This is a genomic window from Ramlibacter sp., assembly GCA_019635435.1.
Taxonomy (GTDB): domain Bacteria; phylum Pseudomonadota; class Gammaproteobacteria; order Burkholderiales; family Burkholderiaceae_C; genus JAHBZM01.
On the sequence record JAHBZM010000001.1, the window covers coordinates 2589979 to 2613036 of the forward strand.

The following is a 23058-nucleotide window of genomic DNA, read 5'->3' on the forward strand; positions in this document are numbered from 1 at the left end:
ATGGCCCATGTTCTGGTGGTGGATGACCGCGCGACAAACCGCGACTACATCAGCACGCTGCTGGGGTACTGTGGCCACTCGGTGGTGCAGGCCGTCGACGGGGTCCACGCGCTGGAATTGATCGGCCGTGACCCGCCCGACCTCGTCATCACCGACATGCTGATGCCCAACATGGACGGGGAAGAGCTTGCGCGTCGCCTGCGTGCGACTGCCGCAACCCGCAGGTTGCCGGTCATCTTCCACACCGCCGCCTACCACGCCCGCGCCGCCGGACTGATTGCCGAGAAAGTCGGTGTGCGCTGGGTGCTGGCCAAGCCCGCAGAGCCGCAGGACATCATCAGGCTGGTGAACGAGGCGCTGGGGGGCGTCACCAGCGATGCCCGGTCCGGCCCCGAAACAGTGCCCGGTGATGATGGCGATGGTCCGGTCGATCAGTTGCGGATCATCCAGAGTCTTGACCAGCGGCTCAATCGCCTGCTCGCCAACAACCGGCGGCAGGCAACGCCAGCGCGCGACGTGCTGAATGACGTGCACGAACTGGGGCTGCGGCTGACGAGCCTGATCAAGCTGGGCTTTGAGCTGTCCAACGAGCGCGAGCCTGCCGCGATGGTGGACCTGTTTTGCCGGGCGGCCCAGGACATCCTGGGGGCGCGTTATGTTGGGGTGGTCATGCTGGCGCCGCACAGCCGCACGCTGAGTCATTTTGCTTGCCGCGGTTTGTCCCCGAGCTTGCAGGCCCTGCTCGCCCCCAGCGTGGCCGATTGCGCCGCCGCGCGGCGGGTGCTGGGTGACCGGCGCAGCGTGCGCATGATCGTTGCCAGCCAGCAGGGCGATACAACCGGGCTTCCACCGGAGCACCCACCCGTCCAGAATTTCCTGGCCTGCGCCGTGGTGGCCCGCGAGGATGCGAGTGGCTGGATGTATGTGGCCGACCAGATGGGCGGCCAGGGATTCAGCGCCGACGACGAGCGGGTGATCCGGGCGCTCTGCGCCCAACTTGGATCCGCCTGGGAGGCCGTGACGTTGTACAAGGAACTGGACCAGCGGGTCACCGAGCGCACGCAGGAACTTGAAATGGTGAACCGGCAACTGGAATCGTTTTCCTACTCGGTTTCGCATGACCTGCGCTCCCCGTTGCAGCGCATCGACGGCTTTGCCAGGGCCCTGGAACACAAACATGGCGCTGCCTTGCCGGATGAAGCCCAGCGGTATCTGGCGTCAATCCAGCGCAACGCCCGGCAGATGGACCAGTTGATTGCGGATCTGTTCAATTTCGCCCGCCTGGCGCATCAACCACTCGACCGCAAGCCCGTTTCGATGCGAGCCCTGGTGCAGGATTGCCTGACTGATTTTGCTGAAGAAATAGAGCGGCGTCATGTCGAGGTCAGCGTGGGGGACGTGCCCGACTGCAACGCAAGTCCCCTGTTGCTGCGCCAGGTGCTGGTCAACCTTCTGGGCAACGCCATCAAGTACACCCGCCGGCAAGCCCGGCCTGTGGTCGAACTGGGCTTTGATTCAACCTCTAACCCGCCGGCCTATTTCATCCGGGACAACGGCGCCGGCTTTGACATGGCATATGCGCGTGACTTGTTCGGCTTGTTCCGGCGCTTGCACAGCAATGAAGAATTTGAGGGAACGGGCATCGGCCTGGCTTCGGTGCAGCAGATCATCAACCGTCATGGGGGGCGGGTCTGGGCGCAGGCCGAGGTGGGAAAGGGTGCGACTTTTCATTTCACCCTTCCCATGGCGAATTAATCATTGCCCCCGGAGGCTGTCAGGTTGTCGGGCTGAGCTTGGGCACAGGCCCATGTTGCCGTTCAGCGCTGCGGCGCGAGCATGCGCTGCATCACCTGGTCGATCGACAGCACGATGGCGATGCCCATCGCCAGAACGGTCACCATGGCCGGCAGGTCGAATGAACTGATCACGCCAAAGCCGACCGGCAGCGCGGTCCGGTTGGCCGTGGTGCAGATGAATTGGGCGGCCGCCATGCCGGTGTAGTGCATGGCGCACACGGCCAGCCCCATGATCGCGGCGGCGGCCACCCGCGCGAGGATGGTGCGCGTGTTGAACGCCAGCCACAGCGCGGCAGTGGCAGCCACCACGGCAATCACCATGGAAATGCCCACCACGTCGTACGACCACTGGATGTAGCCGCCAAAGCGCATGCCGAACATGCCCAGGTAGTGCATGAAGGTGACGCCCAGGCCCAGCAGGGCGCCGGCGCCGGCCAGGCGACCAAAGTTGCCGGGGTTGCGCGCCACGAACGCCAGCGCCAGCGAGGTGGCGATCACGGCCGCCACCAGAGACAGCAGGGTTTCGGTCAGGGAGTAGCCCACGCCCAGGTCCATGTTCAGGGCCAGCATGCCGATGAAATGCATCGCCCACACGCCAATGCCGCCCAGGGCCAGGCCCGCGGTCATCAGGTTGGTCCAGCTGATGCGTCCCCCGGGGAGGTTGATGCGGCGCGCGGCCGTAAGCGCCACCAGGGCGCCGATCATCGAAATTGCATAAGAGAGCAGGACCAGACCCTGGCTGTAACTGGTGGTAACGGCGCTATTCATGAGGTAGGTGTGTGAGTTTCAGAGGTAAATAAGCTAAGAATGCATACAATACTAATTGGTTTTTATTTGTACTTAACGGTTGGATACATATACCTGTGCTCTCTGCTCGGAAAAGAGCGCGGGCTGTGCTGATGGACGCCGCGCCCCACCGTGATCCAATGTGGGGCATGCGAATGTCCGATGCCCGGTTCCTGCTGATCTGGTTGCTTCCCACCATGGCCCTGCTCAACGTGGGCCAGGGCGCCGCCCGCGCGGGCCTCTGGACGCTGATGTCGTGGGCCCTTATTGCGGGCATTGATGCGTTCTGGCCCGGGGCCCAAAAATCCCCACCGCCCGCAGCGCCCACTGACGGAAAGCCACCGTTGGCCTGGCTGTTGCGCCTGTATGTGCCCCTGCAACTGGGACTGATGGGCGTCGGGCTGTTCGCTGCGGCGCAAGGGACTGTGTGGGAGGTGGCCTGTCTGGCGCTGGCCGTAGGTTTTGTCACGGGTGGGCAGGGCATCACCTATGCCCATGAGCTGGGCCACAGCCGCCATCGCGGCGACCGCCTGCTGGCCTGGGTCTTGATGACCAGTGTGGGCTACCCCCAGTTCATGGTGGAGCATTACCGCGGGCACCATGTGCGGGCCGCGACCCGGGACGATCCCGCCAGCGCCCGGCGCGGGGAATCACTCTGGCGCTTTCTGCCGCGCACCGTGGGTGGGAGCTTCATGGGCGCCTGGCGGCTGGAGGCAGCGCGGCTGCGCCAGCTCAAGCAGGGCTGGCTGCACAGCCCGCTGGCTTGGGCCACCGCGGTCAATGCAGCGCTGGTGCTGGCGCTGGCCGCCTGGGGGCAGTACGCGATGCTGGGCTTCTGGCTGGGCCAGTCGGCCTTTGCCATCTGGCTGCTGGAGACCGTGAATTACATCGAGCACTATGGCCTGGAACGGCAGGTCTCGGCCAGCGGGCAGCGCGAGCCCTTTGGCCTGATGCATGCCTGGAACGCCGACCATATGGCAACCAACAGCGTGCTGGCCAACCTGCAACGCCACTCCGACCACCACATGCATGCCTGGAAGCCGTTTCCGACGCTGCAGGCCCTGCCAGGGCCCCAGTTGCCCACGGGCTATGCGGGCTGCCTGATGCTGGCGGCGCTGCCACCGCTGTGGTTTGGACTGATGCACCCACGGCTGGATGCACTCAGGGCGCAAGGGCTCGGGTAACATCGTCCCCTTGCCGGCCCGGCCCCCAAGGGCCGCATCGGGCTGAAACGCCATATGAATCAATGAGTTAGCCGTGCGTCTCAATTCCATCAAGTTATCCGGATTCAAGTCCTTCGCCGAACCGACCAACTTCCTGCTGCCCGGGCAGTTGGTGGGGGTGGTGGGGCCGAACGGCTGCGGCAAATCCAACATCATGGATGCGGTGCGCTGGGTGCTGGGCGAGAGCCGCGCCAGCGAGCTGCGCGGCGAGTCCATGCAGGACGTGATCTTCAACGGCACCAACACGCGCAAGCCTGCCAGCCGTTCGAGCGTGGAACTGATCTTTGACAATGCCGACCACCGCGCGGGCGGCCAGTGGAGCCAGTTCACCGAGATCGCCGTCAAGCGCGTGCTCACGCGCGACGGCACCAGCAGCTACTACATCAACAACCAGCCGGTGCGCCGCCGCGACGTGCAGGACGTGTTCCTGGGCACCGGCCTGGGCCCGCGGGCCTACGCCATCATTGGCCAGGGCACGATCAGCCGCATCATCGAGTCCAAGCCCGAAGAGTTGCGCCTGTTCCTGGAAGAGGCCGCGGGTGTATCGAAGTACAAGGAGCGCCGCCGCGAGACCGAGAACCGGCTATCGGACACGCGCGAGAACCTCACCCGGGTCGAGGACATCCTGCGCGAGCTCAACAGTAACCTTGAGAAACTCGAGAAACAGGCCGAAGTCGCGCAGAAGTACAACGCGCTGCAGGCCGATGTGACGCTCAAGCAGCACCAGCTGTGGTACCTCAAGCGCGCCGAGAGCGAGGCCGACCAGGGCAAGGTCAAGGCCGATGCCGAGAAGGCCGTCAACGACCTCGAGGCCCGGCTGGCCGACCTGCGGCGGGTCGAGAGCGATCTCGAAACCATCCGCCAGGCCCACTATGCCGCGGGCGACCAGGTCAACCAGTCCCAGGGCCTGCTCTATGAAGCCAGCGCCGAGGTCGGCCGGCTGGAGGCCGAAATCCGGTTTGTGGTTGAGGGCCGGCAACGGGTCGAGCAGCGGCTGGCCCAGCTCAAGGAGCAAACCGCGCAGTGGGCGGCGCGCAAGGATGACGCCGCCGCTGAAACCGAGAACCTGGCCGCCCAGGGCATCGAGGCCGAAGAAAAGGCCACTCTGCTGGCCGCCCAGGTCGAAGAGCAGGCGATGCAGCTGCCCGACCTAGAGGAGGCCCTGCGCCAGGCCCAGGCCAAGTCGGCCGAGCAGCGTGGCAGCGTGACCCAGGTGCAGCAGCAGATCCAGGTGCTGGCCGCCGACCAGCGCAACATCGAGGAGCAGTCGCGCCAGCTCACGCTGCGCAGCGAGAAGCTGCGGGCCGACCGCAATGCATTGGCGGCGCCTGACGAGGCACGCCTGGTCAACCTGCAGACCCAGCTGGCGGCCGCCCAAGAGGCTGCCGAAGTGGCCGATGCGCGGCTGCACGAGTTGCAGGAGCAGGTGCCCCAGCTCGACGACGACCGCCGCGGCAAGCAGCAGGCCGTGAACACCGAAAGTGGCAAGCAGGCCGAACTGTCGGCACGCATGGAGGCGCTCAAGGCGCTGCAGGAGAAGGTTCGCACCGACGGCAAGCTCAAGCCCTGGCTGGCCAAACATGGCCTGGACAGCCTGCAGGGCCTGTGGAGCCGGATCCACATCGAGCAGGGCTGGGAAAACGCCCTGGAGGCCGCACTGCGTGAACGCCTCAATTCGCTTGAAGTGTCGCGCCTGGACATGGTGCGGGCGTTTGGCGCCGATGCACCGCCCGCCAAGCTGGCCTTCTACAGCCCGCCCCAGGCCGGCGTGCCTGAAGGCCCTTCGGCCCTGCCCAGGCTGGCCGACCTGCTGCGCCTGAACGATGCGGGGCAGAAGGCCCTGCTGGCTGACTGGCTGCACGGCTGCTACACGGCCGCCAGTTTTGACGAGGCACTGGCCGCGCGCGACAAGCTGCAACCCGGTGAAGTCATTTACGTCAAGAGCGGCCATGCGGTCACGGCCCACAGTGCCAGCCTGTATGCCCCCGATTCCGAGCAGGCTGGCCTGCTGGCGCGGGCCCAGGAAATCGAGAACCTCGACAAGCAGCTCAAGGCCCAGGCATTCATCAGCGAGGAAGCCCGCGCGGCCCTGGTGCGCGCCGAGGCCGCCTATTCAGACGCCTCGCAGCGCCTGGTGTCCACGCGCCGGGAGGCCGCCGAGGCCCAGAGCCGGGCCCACGAGCTTCAGGTCGAGACCCTGCGCCTCACCCAGCTGGCCGAGCAGACCCGCGCCCGCAGCGAACAGATCGCGGCCGACCTGGGCGAGGTCGATGGCCAGCTCGAGGCCCTGCAGGAGCGCCGCGTGACGGCCGAGGCGCGGTTTGAAGAACTCGACATGCAGCTGGCCGACAGCCAGGAGCGCCACGCCCAGCTGGACGAGCGCGTGATCGGCGCCGAACGCAAGCTCGCCGAATGCCGCGAGCAGCAGCGCAGCCTGGAGCGCCAGTCGCAGGAGGCGGTGTTTGCCCAGCGCAGCCTGGAGGCCCGCAAAGCCGAACTGAGCCGGGCCATTGAAACGGCGGCGCAGCAGGCAGAAACCATCCGCGTCGAGGAACAGCGGGCCCATGAAGAGCTCACGCGCCTGACCGACGCGGCCGCCCAGGCCGGCCTGCAGAGCGCGCTGGCCCTCAAGCTCGAGCGCGAGCAGGCGCTGGGCGCCAAACGAAGCGAATATGACGACCTGACCGCCAAGCTGCGCGCCAGCGATGAGCGGCGCCTGCAACTGGAGCGTGAGCTCGACCCCCTGCGCCAGCGCATCACCGACATGCAGCTCAAGGAGCAGGCTGCGCGGCTGGGCTTTGAGCAGTACGCCCAGTTGCTGGCCGATGCGCAGGCCGATCTGGAGGCGGTGGCACGGTCCATCGAAGAAGGCAATGTCCGGCTGACCGGCCTGCAGGGCGAAATCGACCGCCTGCACCGTGAAGTCAATGCGCTGGGCGCGGTCAACCTGGCCGCCCTTGACGAGCTGGCCACCGCGCGCGAGCGCAAGCAGTTCCTGGACGCGCAGTCGGCCGACCTCAACGAGGCCATGACCACGCTGGAAGACGCCATCAAGAAGATCGACGGCGAGACCCGCGAGCTGCTGGGCGGCACCTTCAAGACCGTCAACGAGCATTTTGGCCGCATGTTCCCCGAGCTGTTCGGGGGCGGCAACGCCCGGCTGGTGATGACCGGCGAAGAAATCCTTGACTCGGGCGTGCAGGTCATGGCCCAGCCGCCGGGCAAGAAGAACCAGACCATCCACCTGCTGTCGGGCGGCGAGAAAGCCCTGACCGCGATCGCGCTGGTGTTTGCCATCTTCCAGCTCAACCCGGCGCCGTTCTGCCTGCTGGACGAGGTCGATGCGCCGCTGGACGACGCCAATACCGAGCGCTACGCCAAGCTGGTGAGCGCGATGAGCCGTGAAACCCAGTTCCTGTTCATCAGCCACAACAAGATCGCGATGGAAATGGCCGAACAGCTGATTGGCGTGACCATGCAGGAGCAGGGCGTCTCCCGCATCGTGGCGGTGGACATGGAGGCGGCGGTGACCCTGGTGGAAGCCGCGTGAAGGTGGACCGATGAGCAACCTGACCCTGGGGCTGGCCATACTGGGCGGCCTTGTACTCGCGGCCATCGTGGCCCACGGCGCCTGGACCTCGCGCCGCAACGCACCGCGGCAGGCCCAGCCCGACACGGTTCCTGCCTCGCCAGAAGAGGGTGCGGGGGAGCGCCTGGAGCCCGCGATGGACTCCCACCCCATGCCGCTGGCGGCGGCGCCGGAGCGCAAGGCCGGGCTCGATGCGCTGATCGACGTGATCGCCCCGATCGCGCTGGAGCACCCGAGCTCGGGCGACGCTGCGCTGGCGGCCATGCCCCCGACGCGCCGCGCTGGCAGCAAGCCGTTCGCGGTGGAGGGGTTCAACGACAGTTCGCGCCAGTGGGAGCAGCCCGTGGCGGGCCGGCGCTACAGCGCCTTTCAGGCCGGCGTGCAGCTGGCCAACCGCACGGGTGCGCTCAACGAGATCGAGTACTCCGAATTCGTCGTCAAGGCCCAGGCCTTTGCCGACGCCGTGAACGGTGCGCCCGAGTTCCCCGACATGCTGCATGAAGTGGCCCGGGCCCGCGAGCTGGACCAGTTTGCCGGTGGCCACGACGCCCAGCTCAGTTTCACGCTGCGCGCCCGCAGCGCCGCCTGGAGCCCCGGCTATGTGCAGCAGAATGCCGCGCGGCTGGGCTTTGTGCCAGGCGTGATCCCGGGGCGCATGGTGCTGCCCGCCAGCACGGCGGGCTCGCCACCGGTGCTGGGCCTGGCATTTGATACCCAGGCCGCGCTGGCGGACGACCCGGCGCACACCGCGATCCGCGAGTTGACGCTGAGCCTGGACGTGCCCCAGGTGCAGCGCAGCGAACAGCCCTTTGTGCGCATGCGCGAGGCTGCCATCACGCTGGCCGCGTCCATGGACGGCATCATCACCGACGACAACGGCCAGGTCATCCGGGTCGAAGGGCTCGACGTGATCGGTGCCGACCTGGAGCAGCTGTACGACACGCTCGATGCGCGTGACCTGTCGGCAGGCTCGGCACTGGCCCGGCGCTTGTTTTCCTAGGAAGCGGCATGGCGGAGTCCGACCTGTTCGCCGCGCCCGAACCGGGTGACGACACCGCGCGCGCCGCCGGGCTGAGGCGGCTCCTGCACCACCACGCCCACCGCTACTACGTGCTGGACGAGCCCGAGATTCCCGATGCCGAGTACGACCGGCTCTTCAGGGAACTGCAGGCACTGGAGGCCGCGCACCCCGAGCTGCTGACGCCGGACTCGCCCACGCAGCGGGTGGGCGGCAAGCCGCTGGACGCTTTCGCCAAGGTGCGGCACAAGGTGCCCATGCTGTCGATCCGCACCGAGACCGACATCGAGGCCAGCGGGGCGCAGAACTTTGACACCCGGGTGCGCAAGGAACTGGGGTTGGCCGAAGACGCGCCGCCGGTGGACTATGTGGCCGAGCTGAAGTTCGACGGCCTGGCCATCAACCTGCGCTACGAAAATGGCACGCTGGTGCAGGCCGCCACCCGTGGCGACGGCGAAATCGGGGAAGACGTCACGCAGAACATCCGCACCATTGGCCAGATCCCGCTGAAGCTGCCGGCCGATGCGCCGGCCGTGCTGGAGGTGCGCGGCGAGGTCTTCATGAGCCGGAAGGACTTCGACCGGCTCAATGAGCGCCAGCGCGAGAAGATCGCCGCCGGCGCCAAGGGCGAAAAGACCTACATCAATCCACGCAATACCGCCGCCGGCGCCGTGCGCCAGCTCGACCCGGCCATCACGGCCCAGCGGCCGCTGAGTTTCTTTGCCTATGGCTGGGGCGAGGTCACGCCCGTGGAGCAGGGCGGCCCGGATTTCAAAACCCACTACGAGGCACTGCTGACCCTGCGTTCTTGGGGATTTCCGGTCTCAGCCCGCACGCAGCTTGCACAAGGCGCTACTGAATTGATAGCGTATCACCAGTCCGTGGGGGCTGAGCGCGACCAGCTGCCATTTGACATCGATGGCGTGGTCTACAAGGTCAACAGCTTTGCCCTGCAACGCCAGCTGGGATTTGTCACACGCGAGCCGCGCTGGGCCGTGGCTCACAAATACCCGGCGCAGGAGCAGATGACCCGGGTGCTCGGCATCGACGTGCAGGTGGGCCGCACCGGCAAGCTCACGCCCGTGGCCCGGCTGGACCCGGTGTTTGTGGGCGGAACGACCGTCTCCAATGCCACGCTGCACAACCTGTTTGAACTGCGCCGCAAGGGTGTGCGGGTCGGAGACACGGTGATCGTGCGTCGCGCGGGCGATGTGATTCCCGAGGTGGTGGGTGTGGTGCCCGGACCGCGGCATGCTTACGTGCCCAACTTCCGCATGCCGCGGCACTGCCCGATCTGTGGCAGCGCCGTGGTGCGCGAGAAGCAGGAGGTCAACCACCGCTGCAGCGGCGGCCTGTTCTGCGGCGCGCAGCGCAAGCAGGCCATCCTGCACTATGCGCAGCGCCGCGCCATGGACATTGAAGGGCTGGGCGAAAAGCTGGTGGATCAGCTGGTGGACGGCCATGTGGTCAAGACCTTGCCCGACCTGTACCGGATGGGCCTGACGTCGCTGGTGGCGCTGGACCGCATGGCCGAAAAATCGGCGCAAAACGTGCTGGATGGCCTGGCGCAATCCCGGCAGACCACGCTACCGCGCTTCCTGTTTGGCCTGGGGATTCGCCATGTTGGCGAAGCCACCGCCAAGGATCTGGCGCGCCATTTTGGCAAGCTGGAGGCCATCATGGGGCCCACGGCGGACCAGGCCGCGACGGTGGAGCAACTGCTGGAGGTCAACGACGTGGGGCCGATTGTGGCCGAGGCGATCCACACTTTCTTCCAGCAACCGCACAACCGCGAGGTCGTGGAGCAGTTGCGTGCCTGCGGCGTGCACTGGGAAGAGGGCGAACCGGCCGCCCGGGCGCCGCAGCCGCTGGCAGGCCTGACCGTGGTACTGACGGGGACCTTGCCCACGCTCAGCCGCGAGGAAGCCAAGGAACAGTTGGAAGCCGCCGGCGCCAAGGTGGCCGGTTCGGTGAGCAGGAAGACCAGCTATGTGGTGGCCGGCGCCGAGGCCGGTAGCAAGCTCGACAAGGCCCGGGAACTTGGCGTGCCGGTGCTCGACGAGAACGGGCTGCGCGAATTGCTGGCCGGTTGAGCTGGTACTGATTCGTTCCCGGCTTGGAAGGCTCTCTGCCAGCCCCTGGAGTTCCACCGTGTTCACGGCGTAGTCGCCGGATATCGTGAAAATTATCACGTCCATTACAAGTTGAAACCTGAATCCTGTGACTTTGTCACAACGAGGTAATGCCATTACGTCGACGCATCATGCATGTTTCGCATGGGCTGACGTGGTGCATGAATCATTTCCAGAAATGGATTTCTCCAATGAAAAGAGGCTGAAAGCACTCATGTTTTTCGGGCATTTTTAACGCCCCAACTTGGTGAATTAGGCCAAAAAGTACGATTGCGTACCGTTGCTGAGTTCGGAACGTCTCCGTACCATCGGTTGATCAAAACCACCGCACAGGTGCAACCGATGGTGATTCGCAGACGCAGGATGGCCGGGAATTTCGTGGCCTCTGGCCGCTTTTCGAGGTGGGCAGCGGGGGCCAGCCTGTTGGTGCTGGCGTGCGGCGCCCAGGCTCAGACTGCGGCTGACCGTGCTGAAGCCGCCCGACAGGCCGACATCATCCAGCGCGAGAACCAGGAACGGATGCAGCGCGACCTGGATGCCATTCGCCGGGCGCCCGGCGCCCCGTCAGGTGCGGACCCCAAGGACTTTTTGCCCAAGGTGGACGTGGCGCCCGTCAGCGCCGCCTGCTCGAACATCAGGACCGTGTCAATCGAATCCGCGCCGCATCTTTCGGCGCCTGTGGGCGAACGACTGACCCGCGAGTACGCCGGGCGTTGCATCGGCGTGAAGGAGATCGAGCAGATCCTGGGCGCCATCACGCTCGACTACGTCCTGCGCGGCTTCATCACCACACGCGCCTACCTGCCGTCGCAGGAACTGTCCACCGGACTCCTGCGCATCAAGGTGAGCGAAGGCACGATCGAGCGGATCGTGATCGACGACGGGGATGCCCGCAGCATCCGCCCCTCCACCGCATTTCCGGCCAGGGCCGGCGATCTGCTGAACCTGCGCGACCTGGAACAGGGCATTGACCAGGTCAACCGACTTTCTTCCAACAATGCCCGGCTCGACATCCAGCCGGGAGAGCGGGCGGGCGCCAGCACGGTGGTGGTCCACAACCAGCCTGCCACGCCTTTTCATGCCTCGCTGAGCCTCGACAACCAGGGAGCCGAATCCACGGGGAAAAATCAGGTGGGCCTGACCCTAGTGGCCGACGGCCTGCTTGGCTTCAACGAACTGGCTTCGCTGACGCACCGGCAAACCGTGCCCAACGACCGGGAGAGCCGGTCCTCGGTCAGCGACAACCTGAGCATCGTCGTGCCTTTCGGCTACACGACGCTCTCCACCTCGGTCAGCCGCTCGAGCTACGCGACCATGATCACGGCGCCCAGCGGGCTGCGGCTGCGCTCCAACGGCACCAGCGGGAATGACAGCCTCAAGCTGGAGCGGGTCATGTACCGCAACCAGCGCACCCGGGTCACGCTCTCCGCGGGGTACACCGCCAAGAACAGCGAGAACTACTTCGCAGGTGAATACCTCGCGGTGAGCAGCCGGCGCCTGAGCGTGCTGGACCTCGGGGCCGGCTTCTCGACCACGATGCTGGACGGCGTGGTTTCGGCTGAATTGGGCCTCTCCAGGGGGCTGAAACTCGGGGGAGCGCAAACCGACGCGCCCAACCTGCCCGATGGCGCGCCACGTTCCCAGTTCAGAAAACTGAACTACGCCGTGAGCTATTACCGGCCGATGAAGGTCGGCGGGACGGACGTCACGCTGTCCAGCCAACTGACCGGCCAGCACGCGGGCATGACCCTGCATGGTTCCGAGCAGATCGCCATTGGCGGCCTGTACAGCGTGCGCGGTTTCAGCAAGAACAGCCTGTCGGGTGACAAGGGTTACTACCTGCGCAACGAACTGTCGTCGCGCCGCACGCTGAACCTTGGCTCGCAGCCCGTGGCCTTGCGACTGTATGCCGCGCTGGACACGGGACGGGTGGCCGGTGCGGCGGCGGGCCTGCAGGAAGGGCACCTGACCGGCATGGCCCTGGGCGCCACGCTGGCCTGGAAGGCGCTGGCGCTGGATGTGTCGGTTGCCGCGCCCATTTCATTCCCCTCATTTTTTCGTCGCGAGTCGCCCCAGACCTGGGTGCGCCTGAGCTGTTCCATTTAATCCCCTCGAGGTCATTGCCATGTACAAGCACGCTGCGATCAATCGTTCTTTCCGGCTGGTGTGGAGTGAGTCACGGGGGGCCTACATCGTGGCGCCCGAAACGGCCAGCGGCCGCTCCAAGAGCAGCCGTTCGGCATCGGGTCCCGCAAGCCGCCTTGCCAGCACGCTGGCTTTTGCAACAGGGATCGCATGGAGCGGCGGGGTGGCGCTGGATGCTTCGGCGCAGACCTTGCCGGTCGCGAGCACTATCGTGCCCGCCGGGGGCAACACGCAGGCCTACCTGAACCCCAACGGGGTGCCTGTGATCAATATCAACAACCCCAATGCCGCGGGCCTGTCGAATAACCAGTACCTGCAGTACAACGTGGACGCTCGCGGCCTGGTTCTGAACAACACCCCGGGGGTCCTGGGTGCGCAGTCCCAGCTGGCTGGCCACGTCATGGGCAACCTGAACCTGGGCGCGCCAGCCCAGGTGATCCTGAACCAGGTCGTGGCACCCAACCGCAGTACGCTGGCGGGCTTTACCGAGGTGCTGGGCAACAAGGCCGACGTCATTGTGGCCAACCCGTATGGCATTACCTGTTCGGGCTGTGGCTTCCTCAACACCGACAGGGTCACCCTGACGACCGGACTGCCAGGCATTGCCGCCGATGGCAGCCTCACGGGCTTCACGGTCAATCGCGGTGACATTCTCATCAACGGCCTGGGGCTGAACGCCAGCGCGCAGCAGATTCTTGACCTCGTCACGCGCTCCATCAAGGTGGATGGGCAGATCAACGTGGCGGCCCAGGGCAGCCTGGGGCTGACAACCGGTCTCAACCAATGGAGCTATGCCACGCGGGCGGTGACTGGTGATGCCGGGGCGGGCACTGACGCCGCGCCGTCCTACGCGATCGACGCTTCTGCATTGGGCGGCATGTACAGTGGCCGCATCCGTGTCATTGCCACCGAGGCTGGCGTGGGTGTGCGCATGCAAGGCGACATGGCCGCCAGCGCCGACGACTTCAGCCTCAGCAGCGCCGGCAAAGTTGAAATTCTCGGCAAGGTGGCGACCCAGCGCCATGTGACGCTGGCCAGCAGCGCAGAGGGCACCGACGCCCTGAGCCTGATCGATGCCCAACTTTCTTCCACGGGTGACCTGACGCTGCAGGCGAGCGGGCCCAACGGGGGCGTGCTCCTGAACGGAGGCGTTCTGGTGGCGGGGGCCAAACTGAACGTGAATGCATCAGCGCTCAGTGACACCGCCAGCGCCAGCACAATCGCCGACAACAACAAGCGCTATGGCACGGGCGGCGTGAGCCTGAACGCGAGCGGTGCCGCCCTGCTGGATGGCGTGTCGTGGGGTACCGGAGGCAACCTCGCTGCCAGCCTGGGCTCGTTGCAGGTCGCGGCGGCAGGCGCCACGCTGTCGGCGGGCAACGCATTGAGCGTCGCCACCACCGCGGGTGACTTGGCACTCGGCAAGGCCACGGTCTCGTCCACCGGCGATCTGTCGCTGACGGCATCAGGCCAGATCAGCACCGCCGCCGCCCAGGGGCAGGCTGTGCAGTCCTCGACGGGCCATGTGGCGCTGACCGCCGGCAATGGCATGCGCAACGCGGGCACAGTTGCCGCGCTCGTCGGGGACCTGGTCACGCGGATGGACGGCACACTGAACAACAGTGGCTCGCTGTATGCGCGGAACAATGTGTCCATTGCCGACCGGACAGGCGGAGCTGGCGGGAGCCTTGTCAACCAGAGCGACGGCATCATCCTGGCCGACGCCGCGTTGAATGTCCAGGCCAGTCAGGTTGCCAACAGCGGGACCATGCAGGGCACCGCAGGCTCGACGCTCTCGGTGGGCAGCCTGACCAATTCGGGAGCTCTCATTGCCTCGGCGAACGCGGGCACATCGGCCGTGCTGAACCTCGGCTCGCTGAACAACAGCGGCACCCTGCAGGCGAACCAGGACCTCACGCTGCAGTTCACCGGCCCTGTCATGACCAACAGCGGCAAGGTGCTGGCAGGCCGAAACCTCACGGTAGATGCCAGCAGCAGTCCACTGCAACTGGACAACAACGCGCAAGGCGTCTTGCAGGCTGGCGTCGCCCTGGCCGTGTCTGGCGCTGCCCTGGACCTGGTCAACCATGCGGATGCCAAGGTGATTGCCGACCAGGTGAACCTTTCAACCGCGTCGCTCAGCAACGCCGGCATCCTGCAGGGCAGCACGGGAGCGACCGTGACCGTGGCCGGAACCGCCAGCAACAGCGGGACATTGATTCTTTCCGCGGCGGCCGATGGCAGTGGCGCGCTCACGGCCAGCACGATCAACAATTCCGGGACCCTTCAGTCGGCGGGTACCGCGACGATCAAGGCCACCGACTCGCTGAGCAACACCGCCACGGGCAAGCTCCTGGCCGAGCAACTGAAACTGGAATCCAGATACATCGGCAATGCTGGCATCATCCAGGGCAACGCCCTGGCCACTGTGAAAGCGTCCGACACGGTCAACAACAGCGGTACCCTCATCCTGTCGAATGACGCGGCTGGCGGTGGCACGGTCACTGCGGGCCAAATCACCAACAGCGGGACGCTGCAGTCCTCGGGCGCCGCAACGCTCACGGCCAGTGGATCGCTGAACAACACCGCGGGCAAGTTGTTGGCCGACCAGTTGACCCTGATCTCGGCCGACCTGAGCAACGCGGGCGCCATCCAGGGGGCCACTCGCGCAACGGTCAGCGCCACCAACGGCGTCAACAACAGCGGCACCCTGATCCTGTCGACTGCCACAGGCGGCAGTGGCAGCGTCAATGCCAATCACATCACCAACAGCGGCACACTGCAGTCGTCAGGCACAGCGACTCTGAACGCCACGACCAACCTGAGTGTGACCGGAGGCAAGGTGCTGGCAGCGCAGCTGAACCTGACTTCCGCAGACATGGACAACGCGGGCATTGTCCAGGGCAGTGTGGGCACCTCGGTGTCCGCCACCAATGGCTTCAACAACAGCGGGACGCTGATCCTGTCCACCACCGCGGGCGGCAGCGGAACCGTGACTGCCAACCAGATCACCAACAGCGGCATGCTGCAGTCGTCCGGCCTGGCCACGCTCAACGCCACATCCGCACTGAACAACACGGCGGGCGTCCTGCTGGCCGACCAGCTCAGCCTGAACTCGGCCGACCTGAACAACGGCGGCACGATCCAGGGAGGGACCAGCGCCACGGTCTCGGTCACCCATGCGCTCACCAACAGCACTGGCGGCGTCCTCACCCTCACCACGAGCAACGCCTCGGGCGGGACAGTCACGGCCAACCAGGTAACCAACAGCGGGATTCTTCAGTCTGCCGGGACGGCCAATCTGAATGTGGCCACCTCGGTGAGCAACACCGGCACGGGCAAGGTACTGGCTGACCAGCTGACCCTGACGTCTGCCGATTTGACCAACGCCGGCACGCTGCAGGGCGCCACCAGCGCCACGGCCACGGTGACCAACACGGCCAACAACAGCGGTGTTCTGACCTTGTCGACGTCAAGCGGTGGCAGCGGCAGCCTGGTGGCCAACCAGATCACCAACAGCGGCACCTTGCAGTCGGCGGGTTCGGCCACGCTGACCGCGACCACCACGCTGAGCAACACGGCTGGAAAACTGCTGGCCGATCAATTGACGCTCACTTCAGCCGACCTGAATAATGCGGGCACCATCCAGGGCGGGAATGGTGCGATTGTGAATGTTGCCAACGCGGTCACCAATAGCGGCACGCTGACGCTGTCGACTGTCGGCGGTGGCAGCGGTACCGTCACGACAAAGACCATCGCCAATAGCGGCACCTTGCAGTCGGCGGGGGCCGCCAGCCTCAACTTTGACACCACGTTCACCAATGGTGGCACCGTTCTCGCCGGAGGCGGCCTGACTGTGCGGGGTGCGGATGCCCAGGGCGTCACCAACAACGGCAAGATGGAAGCGGGTGGCCTGCTCGACATCAAGGGGCAAAGCGGAGGCCGACTTGATCACGTCAATTTTGGCGCCGGTGCGACCATGCTGGGTGGCACGGTGGACATCAGCACCAATACCCTCAACCTCGGCACCAGCGGCGCGCTAAGTTCAACGGGCAACATGTCTGTGGACGCCACCGCCTTGACCGTGGGGGGCTCCACCGCGCGCATCGTCGGGGCGACGGCAGGCGGCACCACGACCATCACCACGGCGGGTGCGCTGACCAACAAGGGCGCACTGCACTCGGGTGGCAACCTGGTGGTCAACAGTGGTGGGGCGATTTCAAACACCGCAACAGGCGGCATTTCTGCGCTGGGTGATCTGACTGCCACAGCCGCAACGAGTTTCACCAATACAGGAGCCCTCTACGCTGGCGGAAACCTGACCGCCACAGCGACCAGCGGTAACTTCACCAATGCCGCCACGTTGGCAGCCCCGCAAGGCACGATCGATGCCGATGGCAGCATCACCCTGACCACCAGCGGTACTTTCACCAACAACAGCATGATCCGCGCAGGATCGAACGTCACGATCAGTGCCCCGACATTCAAGAATGAAGTCACGGGGGGGGATACGCGAAGCTGGGTCAAGGTGTCTACGACAGCCGCAGACAACTACCAAACGGATGGCTGGTATTCCTTTCCGGACAACTATGAAACGCAGTACTGGAAAGACACCTGGCGCATGGAACAACAGTACGCAGGCGATGCCCCAGCATTCACGCCCCAGATCATTGGCGGCTCGACCATCACCATCCGCAATTTCACCAGCGGAACCAACCTGGGCAGCAACATCTCGGCGCCAACCGTCAATCTGCAAGGCAGCGGCAGCTTCACCAACGACAGCCTCTCTCTGGGTTATCAGGAGCATCGACACACCTGGGAGATCTACACGCACTGGGTGGCTTTGGGGCCGCTCACCTACGACGATCATGTGAAGAGAAATGAGCAGCTGGATCAGCTGACCAGCCAGGGCGTGGTCACGACCCGCAACGCCGGCATCTTTGCCGGCAGCCTCAACGCCTCGGGCTTTGGCCTCAGCATTACGGGCGCCGCCTACGGCGCCACGCCGGCTTCGCGCAGCGCAACGGGCGCGGCTGCAGCCAGCGGTGCACCCGCGGTCAGCGGCGCGGCGCCCGCAAGCGGGGCCCCCGCGGCCGGCGGCGCGTCGCCCACGGGTGGCGCCTCCGGCATCTCGCTGGCAGGAGGCACGGCCCCGGCCATCAACGCCTCGCCGGTGGGTGGAACCTCGTCCGTGCAGTTCGGCGGCGTCACTGTCCAGTTGCCGACCAATCCAAATGGCTACTTCGTGCCCGGACAGGGCCCGTCAGCTCAATACCTGATCGAGACCAATCCGCTGTTCTCCGCCGGCAGCAACCTGTATGGCTCCTCCTATCTCGCGACCCAGTTTGGGCTGAACCCCGACACGCTGACAAAGCGACTGGGTGATTCCAACTACGAGGCTTACCTGATCCGCCAGCAACTGGTGGCGGAGACCGGCCGAAACCTGCTCGCCGGTTACGCGTCCGAGACGGACTTGCTGCGGTCCCTGATGGCGCAAGGCGCCACCGAGGCCACGCGCCTCGGGTTCACCTGGGGTGTGGCGCCAACGCAAGCGCAGATCGCGGCGCTCGGCCACGACGTGGTGTGGATGGTGATAGTCAATGTAAAGGGCGAGGACGTGTTGACGCCGGTGGTCTACCTTTCCAAGGCCACTATTGCCGGCATCCAGACCGGCACGGTGATTGCAGCCGACGACATCAACATGACGAACATGACGGAGGTGAAGAACGAAGGCGCCACCCTCGTTGGCAACAACACGCTGAACATCACGGCCAGCGGTGACATCACCAATTCCAGCGGCACCATCAAGGGCGGCGACGTTTCGCTGACGTCGACCAAGGGCAACATCGTGAACAAGACGCTGGCTCACACCGATTGCGCCGATGATGCGAGCTTCTGCAACACGGTCATAGGCAAGACCGCCACGATTGAGGCGACCGGCGCCCTGACGCTGGATGCCGGCAAGGACATCCGGGTGACGGGGGCCGAGGTGGTCGCGGGTTCGGATGCCACGCTCAAGGCTGGCAATGCCATCACCTTTGACACCATCGTGGACAAGTCGCGCACGACATCATTCGACTCTTCGGTGGGATTGTTCTCACCAAACGGAATCTTCTCCAGTTCCCACACGGTCACAGTCGCCACGCAGGAAACCAACATCGGCTCTTCGCTGAAATCAGGCGGCAATCTGACCCTGGCCAGTGGCGCAGACATGACGTTCCTTACAACCGACGTGAGCGTCAAGGGCAATCTCGAGGCTGACAGCAAGGGCAAACTGACCATCGGAGCCACCCAGGACAAGCTGAACACTGTAGAGACCGTTTCTTCGTCGAGTTTGTTCAGCGGGGGGAGTCTAGCCACCTTCGAGACGACGACCACCAACACGCAGCAGGGGACCAACGCCGGCTCTACCTTCAAGGTTGGCGGGAATGCCCAACTCAAGGCGGCGAACGACCTGACCATTCAGGGTTCCGATTTGACGGTTGGGAACAACGCCACTATGGAGTCCACTGGCGGCAACGTACAGATACTGGCCGGTCTTGACGAGAAAACGACCGTCGTCCATTCCGAAAAGTCCTCGTTTCTCAACATAGGTAGTCAGAAGGACGGCCCCGGCCCGACCAACGAATCGTCCTCAGCCGTGACGTATACGGCGGCACGGGATCAGGGTACAGGTGCAGTTGCGATGGCCTACGCGGATAGCAAGAATACGGCCCGCGAGGAGATCACCGTGTTCGAGAAGGAAACGACCGATTCCACGGAAATCAACAAACAAAGCGTGGCCTCACGAATCAAGGTAGGAGGCAGCCTCGACATCAGGGCGGAGAATCCAAAGGCTCAGTCAGGCGGAAGCAGTGGGCCAGCGGGCATCAGAATTCAGGGTTCGGAGATTGAGGCAGGCGGCGACGTGGCCTTGAAAGCCACGAGCATTGAAGTTCTTGCGGGAGAAAATAGTCGCACCCTCGTCAGCGACACCAGTTCATACTCAATTGGCATCTACGTTGATGGAACGTCAAATTCCAGCGCTGAGGCCGCTACGCAGGTCGCGGTTGCTTCGGCAAGAGCGGATGCCACCGCCAAGACGGCCAATGATGGGGTCGTGACATTGGGCGCCCAGTTGGCATCGAGTCACACGGACGCTACGAAGGTTACTCACACCGGGTCCACCATCAAATCGAGTTCGGGCAGTGTTTCCATTGACGCCGCTGACCAGGCCAGATTCGTGGGTTCGCAAGTTGCGGCAGGCAAGGATCTGACGATACAGGCCAAGGACATTACCAACCTGGCGGCAGTGGACGTGGATACGACAAAGACAACCTGGAAGGAGGACACGATGGGGGTGTACCTTGATGCCAGAACCGAAAGCCAGGTCTACGCGCGTGCCAGGGCGGATACTGCGATGGTCCCAGGTGCAGGGGCGAAAACCCTGGTCGACAACAAGACTGACGTGAGCGTCGGCCTGCGCGAGAATCACCGCGAAGGCTCGGTGGATTCCGGCACCAAGAATGTGTTGGCCAACGCGTTCACGGCAGGAGGCAACGTTACCCGGACCGCAACGGACAAAATTGTCGATGAAGCCACCCGGATCGAGGCAACAACCGGCAATATTATTCAGTCGGCAACCACGTTGGAAGAGCGTGCGGTGCACGACGAGGCGTGGAGCAATAAGAGTGAGTCAAATGTGGACGCTCGCGTTGGGGTGTATGCGGGAGTTTGGTTAGAAGGAATTGTTGGCGCTCAGACAGGCGTCGCGGGAACCTCATCGAACATGGGCGGTAGAACCGTGGACGGGACTGTTGGCGTCAGGGCTTTGGTCCTTGGCGGGACAACAGACAAGGAATCCAGCCTCAAACAGGCTGTGACCTCCAGCTACAAAGCGGGCGGAAATATCAGCTCAACCACCAGCGGAAACACCACGCTGGTGGGCACTCAGATGGCAGCCGGCGGAACCGGCGGCATCGAGATCAAGGCCGGGAGTCTGGATTACCAGGCTGCGGAGAACAAGATGGAGACCAACAGCAATCGTCTTGCTTATTCAGCCGACGCTCGGGCAGGTGTTGGCGTTAGTCCGGACTCCAAAGTTGACGCCCTGGCCGAAGGTGTTGGCAAGATGGATACGATGGACATCAATCGGACCCTCACGACCGCCGTCGCTGGCGGGCTCACGGCCACAACAGGCGGCATTTCGGTGGTGACGACGGGCGGCACCAAGGCGGGCGATTTGCGCCTGGAAGGAACCAGGATCAACGCATCTGGCGATGTTGATGTGACTTCGCAGAATGGCAAAGTCATCCTTGATGCGGCCCAGGATGTACAAACCAGGGACGGGCTTGGGGGAACGATGGTGCTGAAGCTGCGGAGCACAGCCAGCAACCCGACCGGTGACTCCCTTCAACAGAAGTCCAATAGCGGCTTTGAGTTGACCACCGGGCACAGCATGCAGTCTTACGAGAAGGTGGACAACCACGGCGTGAACATCACATCGGGTTCCGGTGACGTGAGCTTGAAGGCTGGAACGAGCTTGACAGCCAAGGGGGCCAGCGTGGAGGCCACTCGGGGCGGCGTCAGCGTGAAAGCGACAACTGGCATTGCGCTTCTGGAGGCGACCGATACCGAGACGTTTAATGCCAGTGGGCATTCGAGCTTCTCGACAGGGGGGGTGAAATCAATGCCCAAGATGGCGAAGAAGGCTGCTGAACAGATGGCGATTGCGAAAGACGCCTTCAATGCAGCCAACTACTCCAAGGCGTATGTGGCCAATATTGCATCGAAGGAGGCAAAGGAAGCTGCAGCCGACGCCGCGGGGGGCAGTTTCGCAACGGACATGACCGTTTTGCTTGAAAACCAGAATGGCAAGCACGGTCAGGTCAGCACCATCACGGCAGGCAACGGATCCATATCGCTCAATACCAATCAAGGCAAGATTGCTTCCCAAGGAACTGAGTTCACCGACGGAACCAACGCCGTGACGCCGGTAAGCAACAAGGCGCTGACCAACAAGGCCGTGTCGGACACGGACAGCCACACCATCGTTGCGATCGGTATCAGCGCCGCCAGCCCGGGCACCAGAACTGCGGTCGCTGCGCGCGTCGTGGATCAAGGCCAATACGAAGTGGCAAACCGGATGCAGGTCGAGGAAATCACCCAGATCAACCGAATTCAGCCCGACCAGAGGATTGCTCCCGTGGCTGCGCCTGTGGCAGCTGTAGGGGCCGGTCTGCCACCGGCCGCGCCGCCGCCGGTACAACCCGGAAATAGCAGTGGGGCTGGCAACGGAGGTGGGGCTGTTGGATCAACGGGTAGCGGTGGCGCAACGACGACCCCGAGCGGGCCTGGCACTGGCACTACGCAACCCGGCTCCGGCCCTGTGGTCGAACTCGTGGCGCCGGAAGCGTTGACTGTGCCTGTCGCTACTGTGGCGACGGTGGCGCCTGTCGCGCCGGTTGCATTGGTGTCCCCTCTCGCTACTGAAAAACCTGTCGCGCCAAGTGCCGCCGTCACCCCTGTTGAGCCTCTGCAGGGCATTACTGCTCCCAGCTCGCTAGCTGTGCCAGCTGTGAGTGTTCCGGTGACCGCGCCTGTTTTGCAAGCTCCCGTGGCGGTGGCTCCGCCAACCGCTTCGGTGCCGCATCCTGGCAACGGCAATGGCAATGGCAACGGCAATGGCAACGGCAATGGCAACGGCAACGGAAATGGAAATGGAAATGGAAATGGCCACGGGAATGGCAATGGCCATGGAGGCAACGGCCCCGGATTGAACGCAGGCAACCTGTTGAACAAGCTGAAGGATGCCTTTCTCGATACCGTGAATCCGCAGGGTCAGGCCAAGGCGACATGGTTCCAGAAGGAACTCGGATTCGACAAGGGCAATCTGCAGCAGTTGGCCTCGCAGATCACCTTCAGCGAGTCCAAGGCCGTGCCTGTCAAGGCCACGCCGAACGGCCAGATGTTCGAGCAGGCGATTCCCATCCGCGGTGCGAACGGAAAGACGGTGGATGTCACCTTCGTCTTCATGAAGGACAACGCGGGGGCGGTGAGCCTGGTCACAGACTTTCCGGCAAAGAAATGACGGTCCACCGCGAGAACGATCCCGTTCGACTGCGCGAGCCCTTTGCTGCAGACGTGGTGGGCGAAGGGCGATCGGTGGTTATCCCGGCAGGTGCGGTGGGCGCCGTTGTGCTGGTTCACGGCAATCCGTCACAGCCCATGGCCTACGAGGTGGAGTTCTATATTCAGGACCAGGGCTGCTATGCGCTGGCCGTGATGGAGGCCGGATGTCCGGCCTGCGCTCCGCTCCCAGGCATTTAGCGGGTCGGGTGGCAGCATTTGCGCCCCAGGCGTTAAGCTTCGGTTTTGCCTGAAGACAACC

At 64.5% G+C, this 23058-nt stretch carries 9 protein-coding genes; 8 read left to right on the plus strand and 1 reads right to left on the minus strand.

Features of this window, described 5'->3' with window-relative positions; translation table 11 throughout:
* The gene (locus KF796_12595) at positions 1-1755 is read left to right on the plus strand and encodes a response regulator (protein ID MBX3587470.1); all 1755 of its coding nucleotides are present in this window, start codon (positions 1-3) and stop codon (positions 1753-1755) included.
* Positions 1756-1817: 62 nt separating this feature from the next.
* Here the strand turns inward: KF796_12595 and KF796_12600 are convergent, their stop codons facing one another.
* Positions 1818-2564, minus strand: a complete 747-nt coding sequence (locus KF796_12600) for a histidine kinase (protein ID MBX3587471.1) — start codon at positions 2562-2564, stop codon at positions 1818-1820.
* Positions 2565-2731: 167 nt separating this feature from the next.
* Between KF796_12600 and KF796_12605 the strand changes: the two genes are divergently transcribed.
* The 7 genes from KF796_12605 (at position 2732) to KF796_12635 (ending at position 22997) form a co-directional block, all read left to right on the plus strand.
* The gene (locus KF796_12605; GenBank protein ID MBX3587472.1) at positions 2732-3766 is read left to right on the plus strand and encodes an alkane 1-monooxygenase; all 1035 of its coding nucleotides are present in this window, start codon (positions 2732-2734) and stop codon (positions 3764-3766) included.
* A 73-nt stretch (positions 3767-3839) separates the two neighbouring features.
* Positions 3840-7355, plus strand: a complete 3516-nt coding sequence (smc, locus tag KF796_12610) for a chromosome segregation protein SMC (protein MBX3587473.1) — start codon at positions 3840-3842, stop codon at positions 7353-7355.
* Between the two features lie 10 nt (positions 7356-7365).
* Positions 7366-8394 carry a cell division protein FtsZ gene (locus KF796_12615; protein ID MBX3587474.1) on the plus strand — a complete coding sequence of 343 codons (1029 nt, stop codon included), beginning with the start codon at positions 7366-7368 and terminating at the stop codon, positions 8392-8394.
* 8 nt (positions 8395-8402) lie between these two features.
* Positions 8403-10505 (plus strand): NAD-dependent DNA ligase LigA, encoded by a 2103-nt coding sequence (gene ligA, locus KF796_12620; protein MBX3587475.1) that lies wholly within the window; start codon positions 8403-8405, stop codon positions 10503-10505.
* Positions 10506-10886: 381 nt separating this feature from the next.
* Complete coding sequence (locus KF796_12625; protein ID MBX3587476.1) at positions 10887-12650, plus strand: ShlB/FhaC/HecB family hemolysin secretion/activation protein; 1764 nt, start codon at positions 10887-10889, stop codon at positions 12648-12650.
* Between the two features lie 19 nt (positions 12651-12669).
* Complete coding sequence (locus KF796_12630; GenBank protein MBX3587477.1) at positions 12670-22758, plus strand: hemagglutinin repeat-containing protein; 10089 nt, start codon at positions 12670-12672, stop codon at positions 22756-22758.
* On the plus strand, positions 22755-22997 hold the full coding sequence (locus KF796_12635; GenBank protein ID MBX3587478.1) for a hypothetical protein: 243 nt from the start codon (positions 22755-22757) through the stop codon (positions 22995-22997). Before KF796_12630 ends, KF796_12635 begins: the two co-directional genes overlap by 4 nt.
* Positions 22998-23058: the final 61 nt, after the last annotated feature.

Excerpts from the sequence above, each read along its gene's own strand:
- KF796_12605 (MBX3587472.1), top strand. The coding sequence starts at position 2,732 with ATGCGAATGTCCGATGCCCGGTTCCTGCTGATCTGGTTGCTTCCCACC.
- ligA (MBX3587475.1), top strand. The coding sequence starts at position 8,403 with ATGGCGGAGTCCGACCTGTTCGCCGCGCCCGAACCGGGTGACGACACC.
- KF796_12630 (MBX3587477.1), top strand. The coding sequence starts at position 12,670 with ATGTACAAGCACGCTGCGATCAATCGTTCTTTCCGGCTGGTGTGGAGT.
- KF796_12615 (MBX3587474.1), top strand. The coding sequence starts at position 7,366 with ATGAGCAACCTGACCCTGGGGCTGGCCATACTGGGCGGCCTTGTACTC.
- KF796_12595 (MBX3587470.1), top strand. The coding sequence starts at position 1 with ATGGCCCATGTTCTGGTGGTGGATGACCGCGCGACAAACCGCGACTAC.
- KF796_12635 (MBX3587478.1), top strand. The coding sequence starts at position 22,755 with ATGACGGTCCACCGCGAGAACGATCCCGTTCGACTGCGCGAGCCCTTT.
- KF796_12600 (MBX3587471.1), bottom strand. The coding sequence starts at position 2,564 with ATGAATAGCGCCGTTACCACCAGTTACAGCCAGGGTCTGGTCCTGCTC.
- KF796_12625 (MBX3587476.1), top strand. The coding sequence starts at position 10,887 with ATGGTGATTCGCAGACGCAGGATGGCCGGGAATTTCGTGGCCTCTGGC.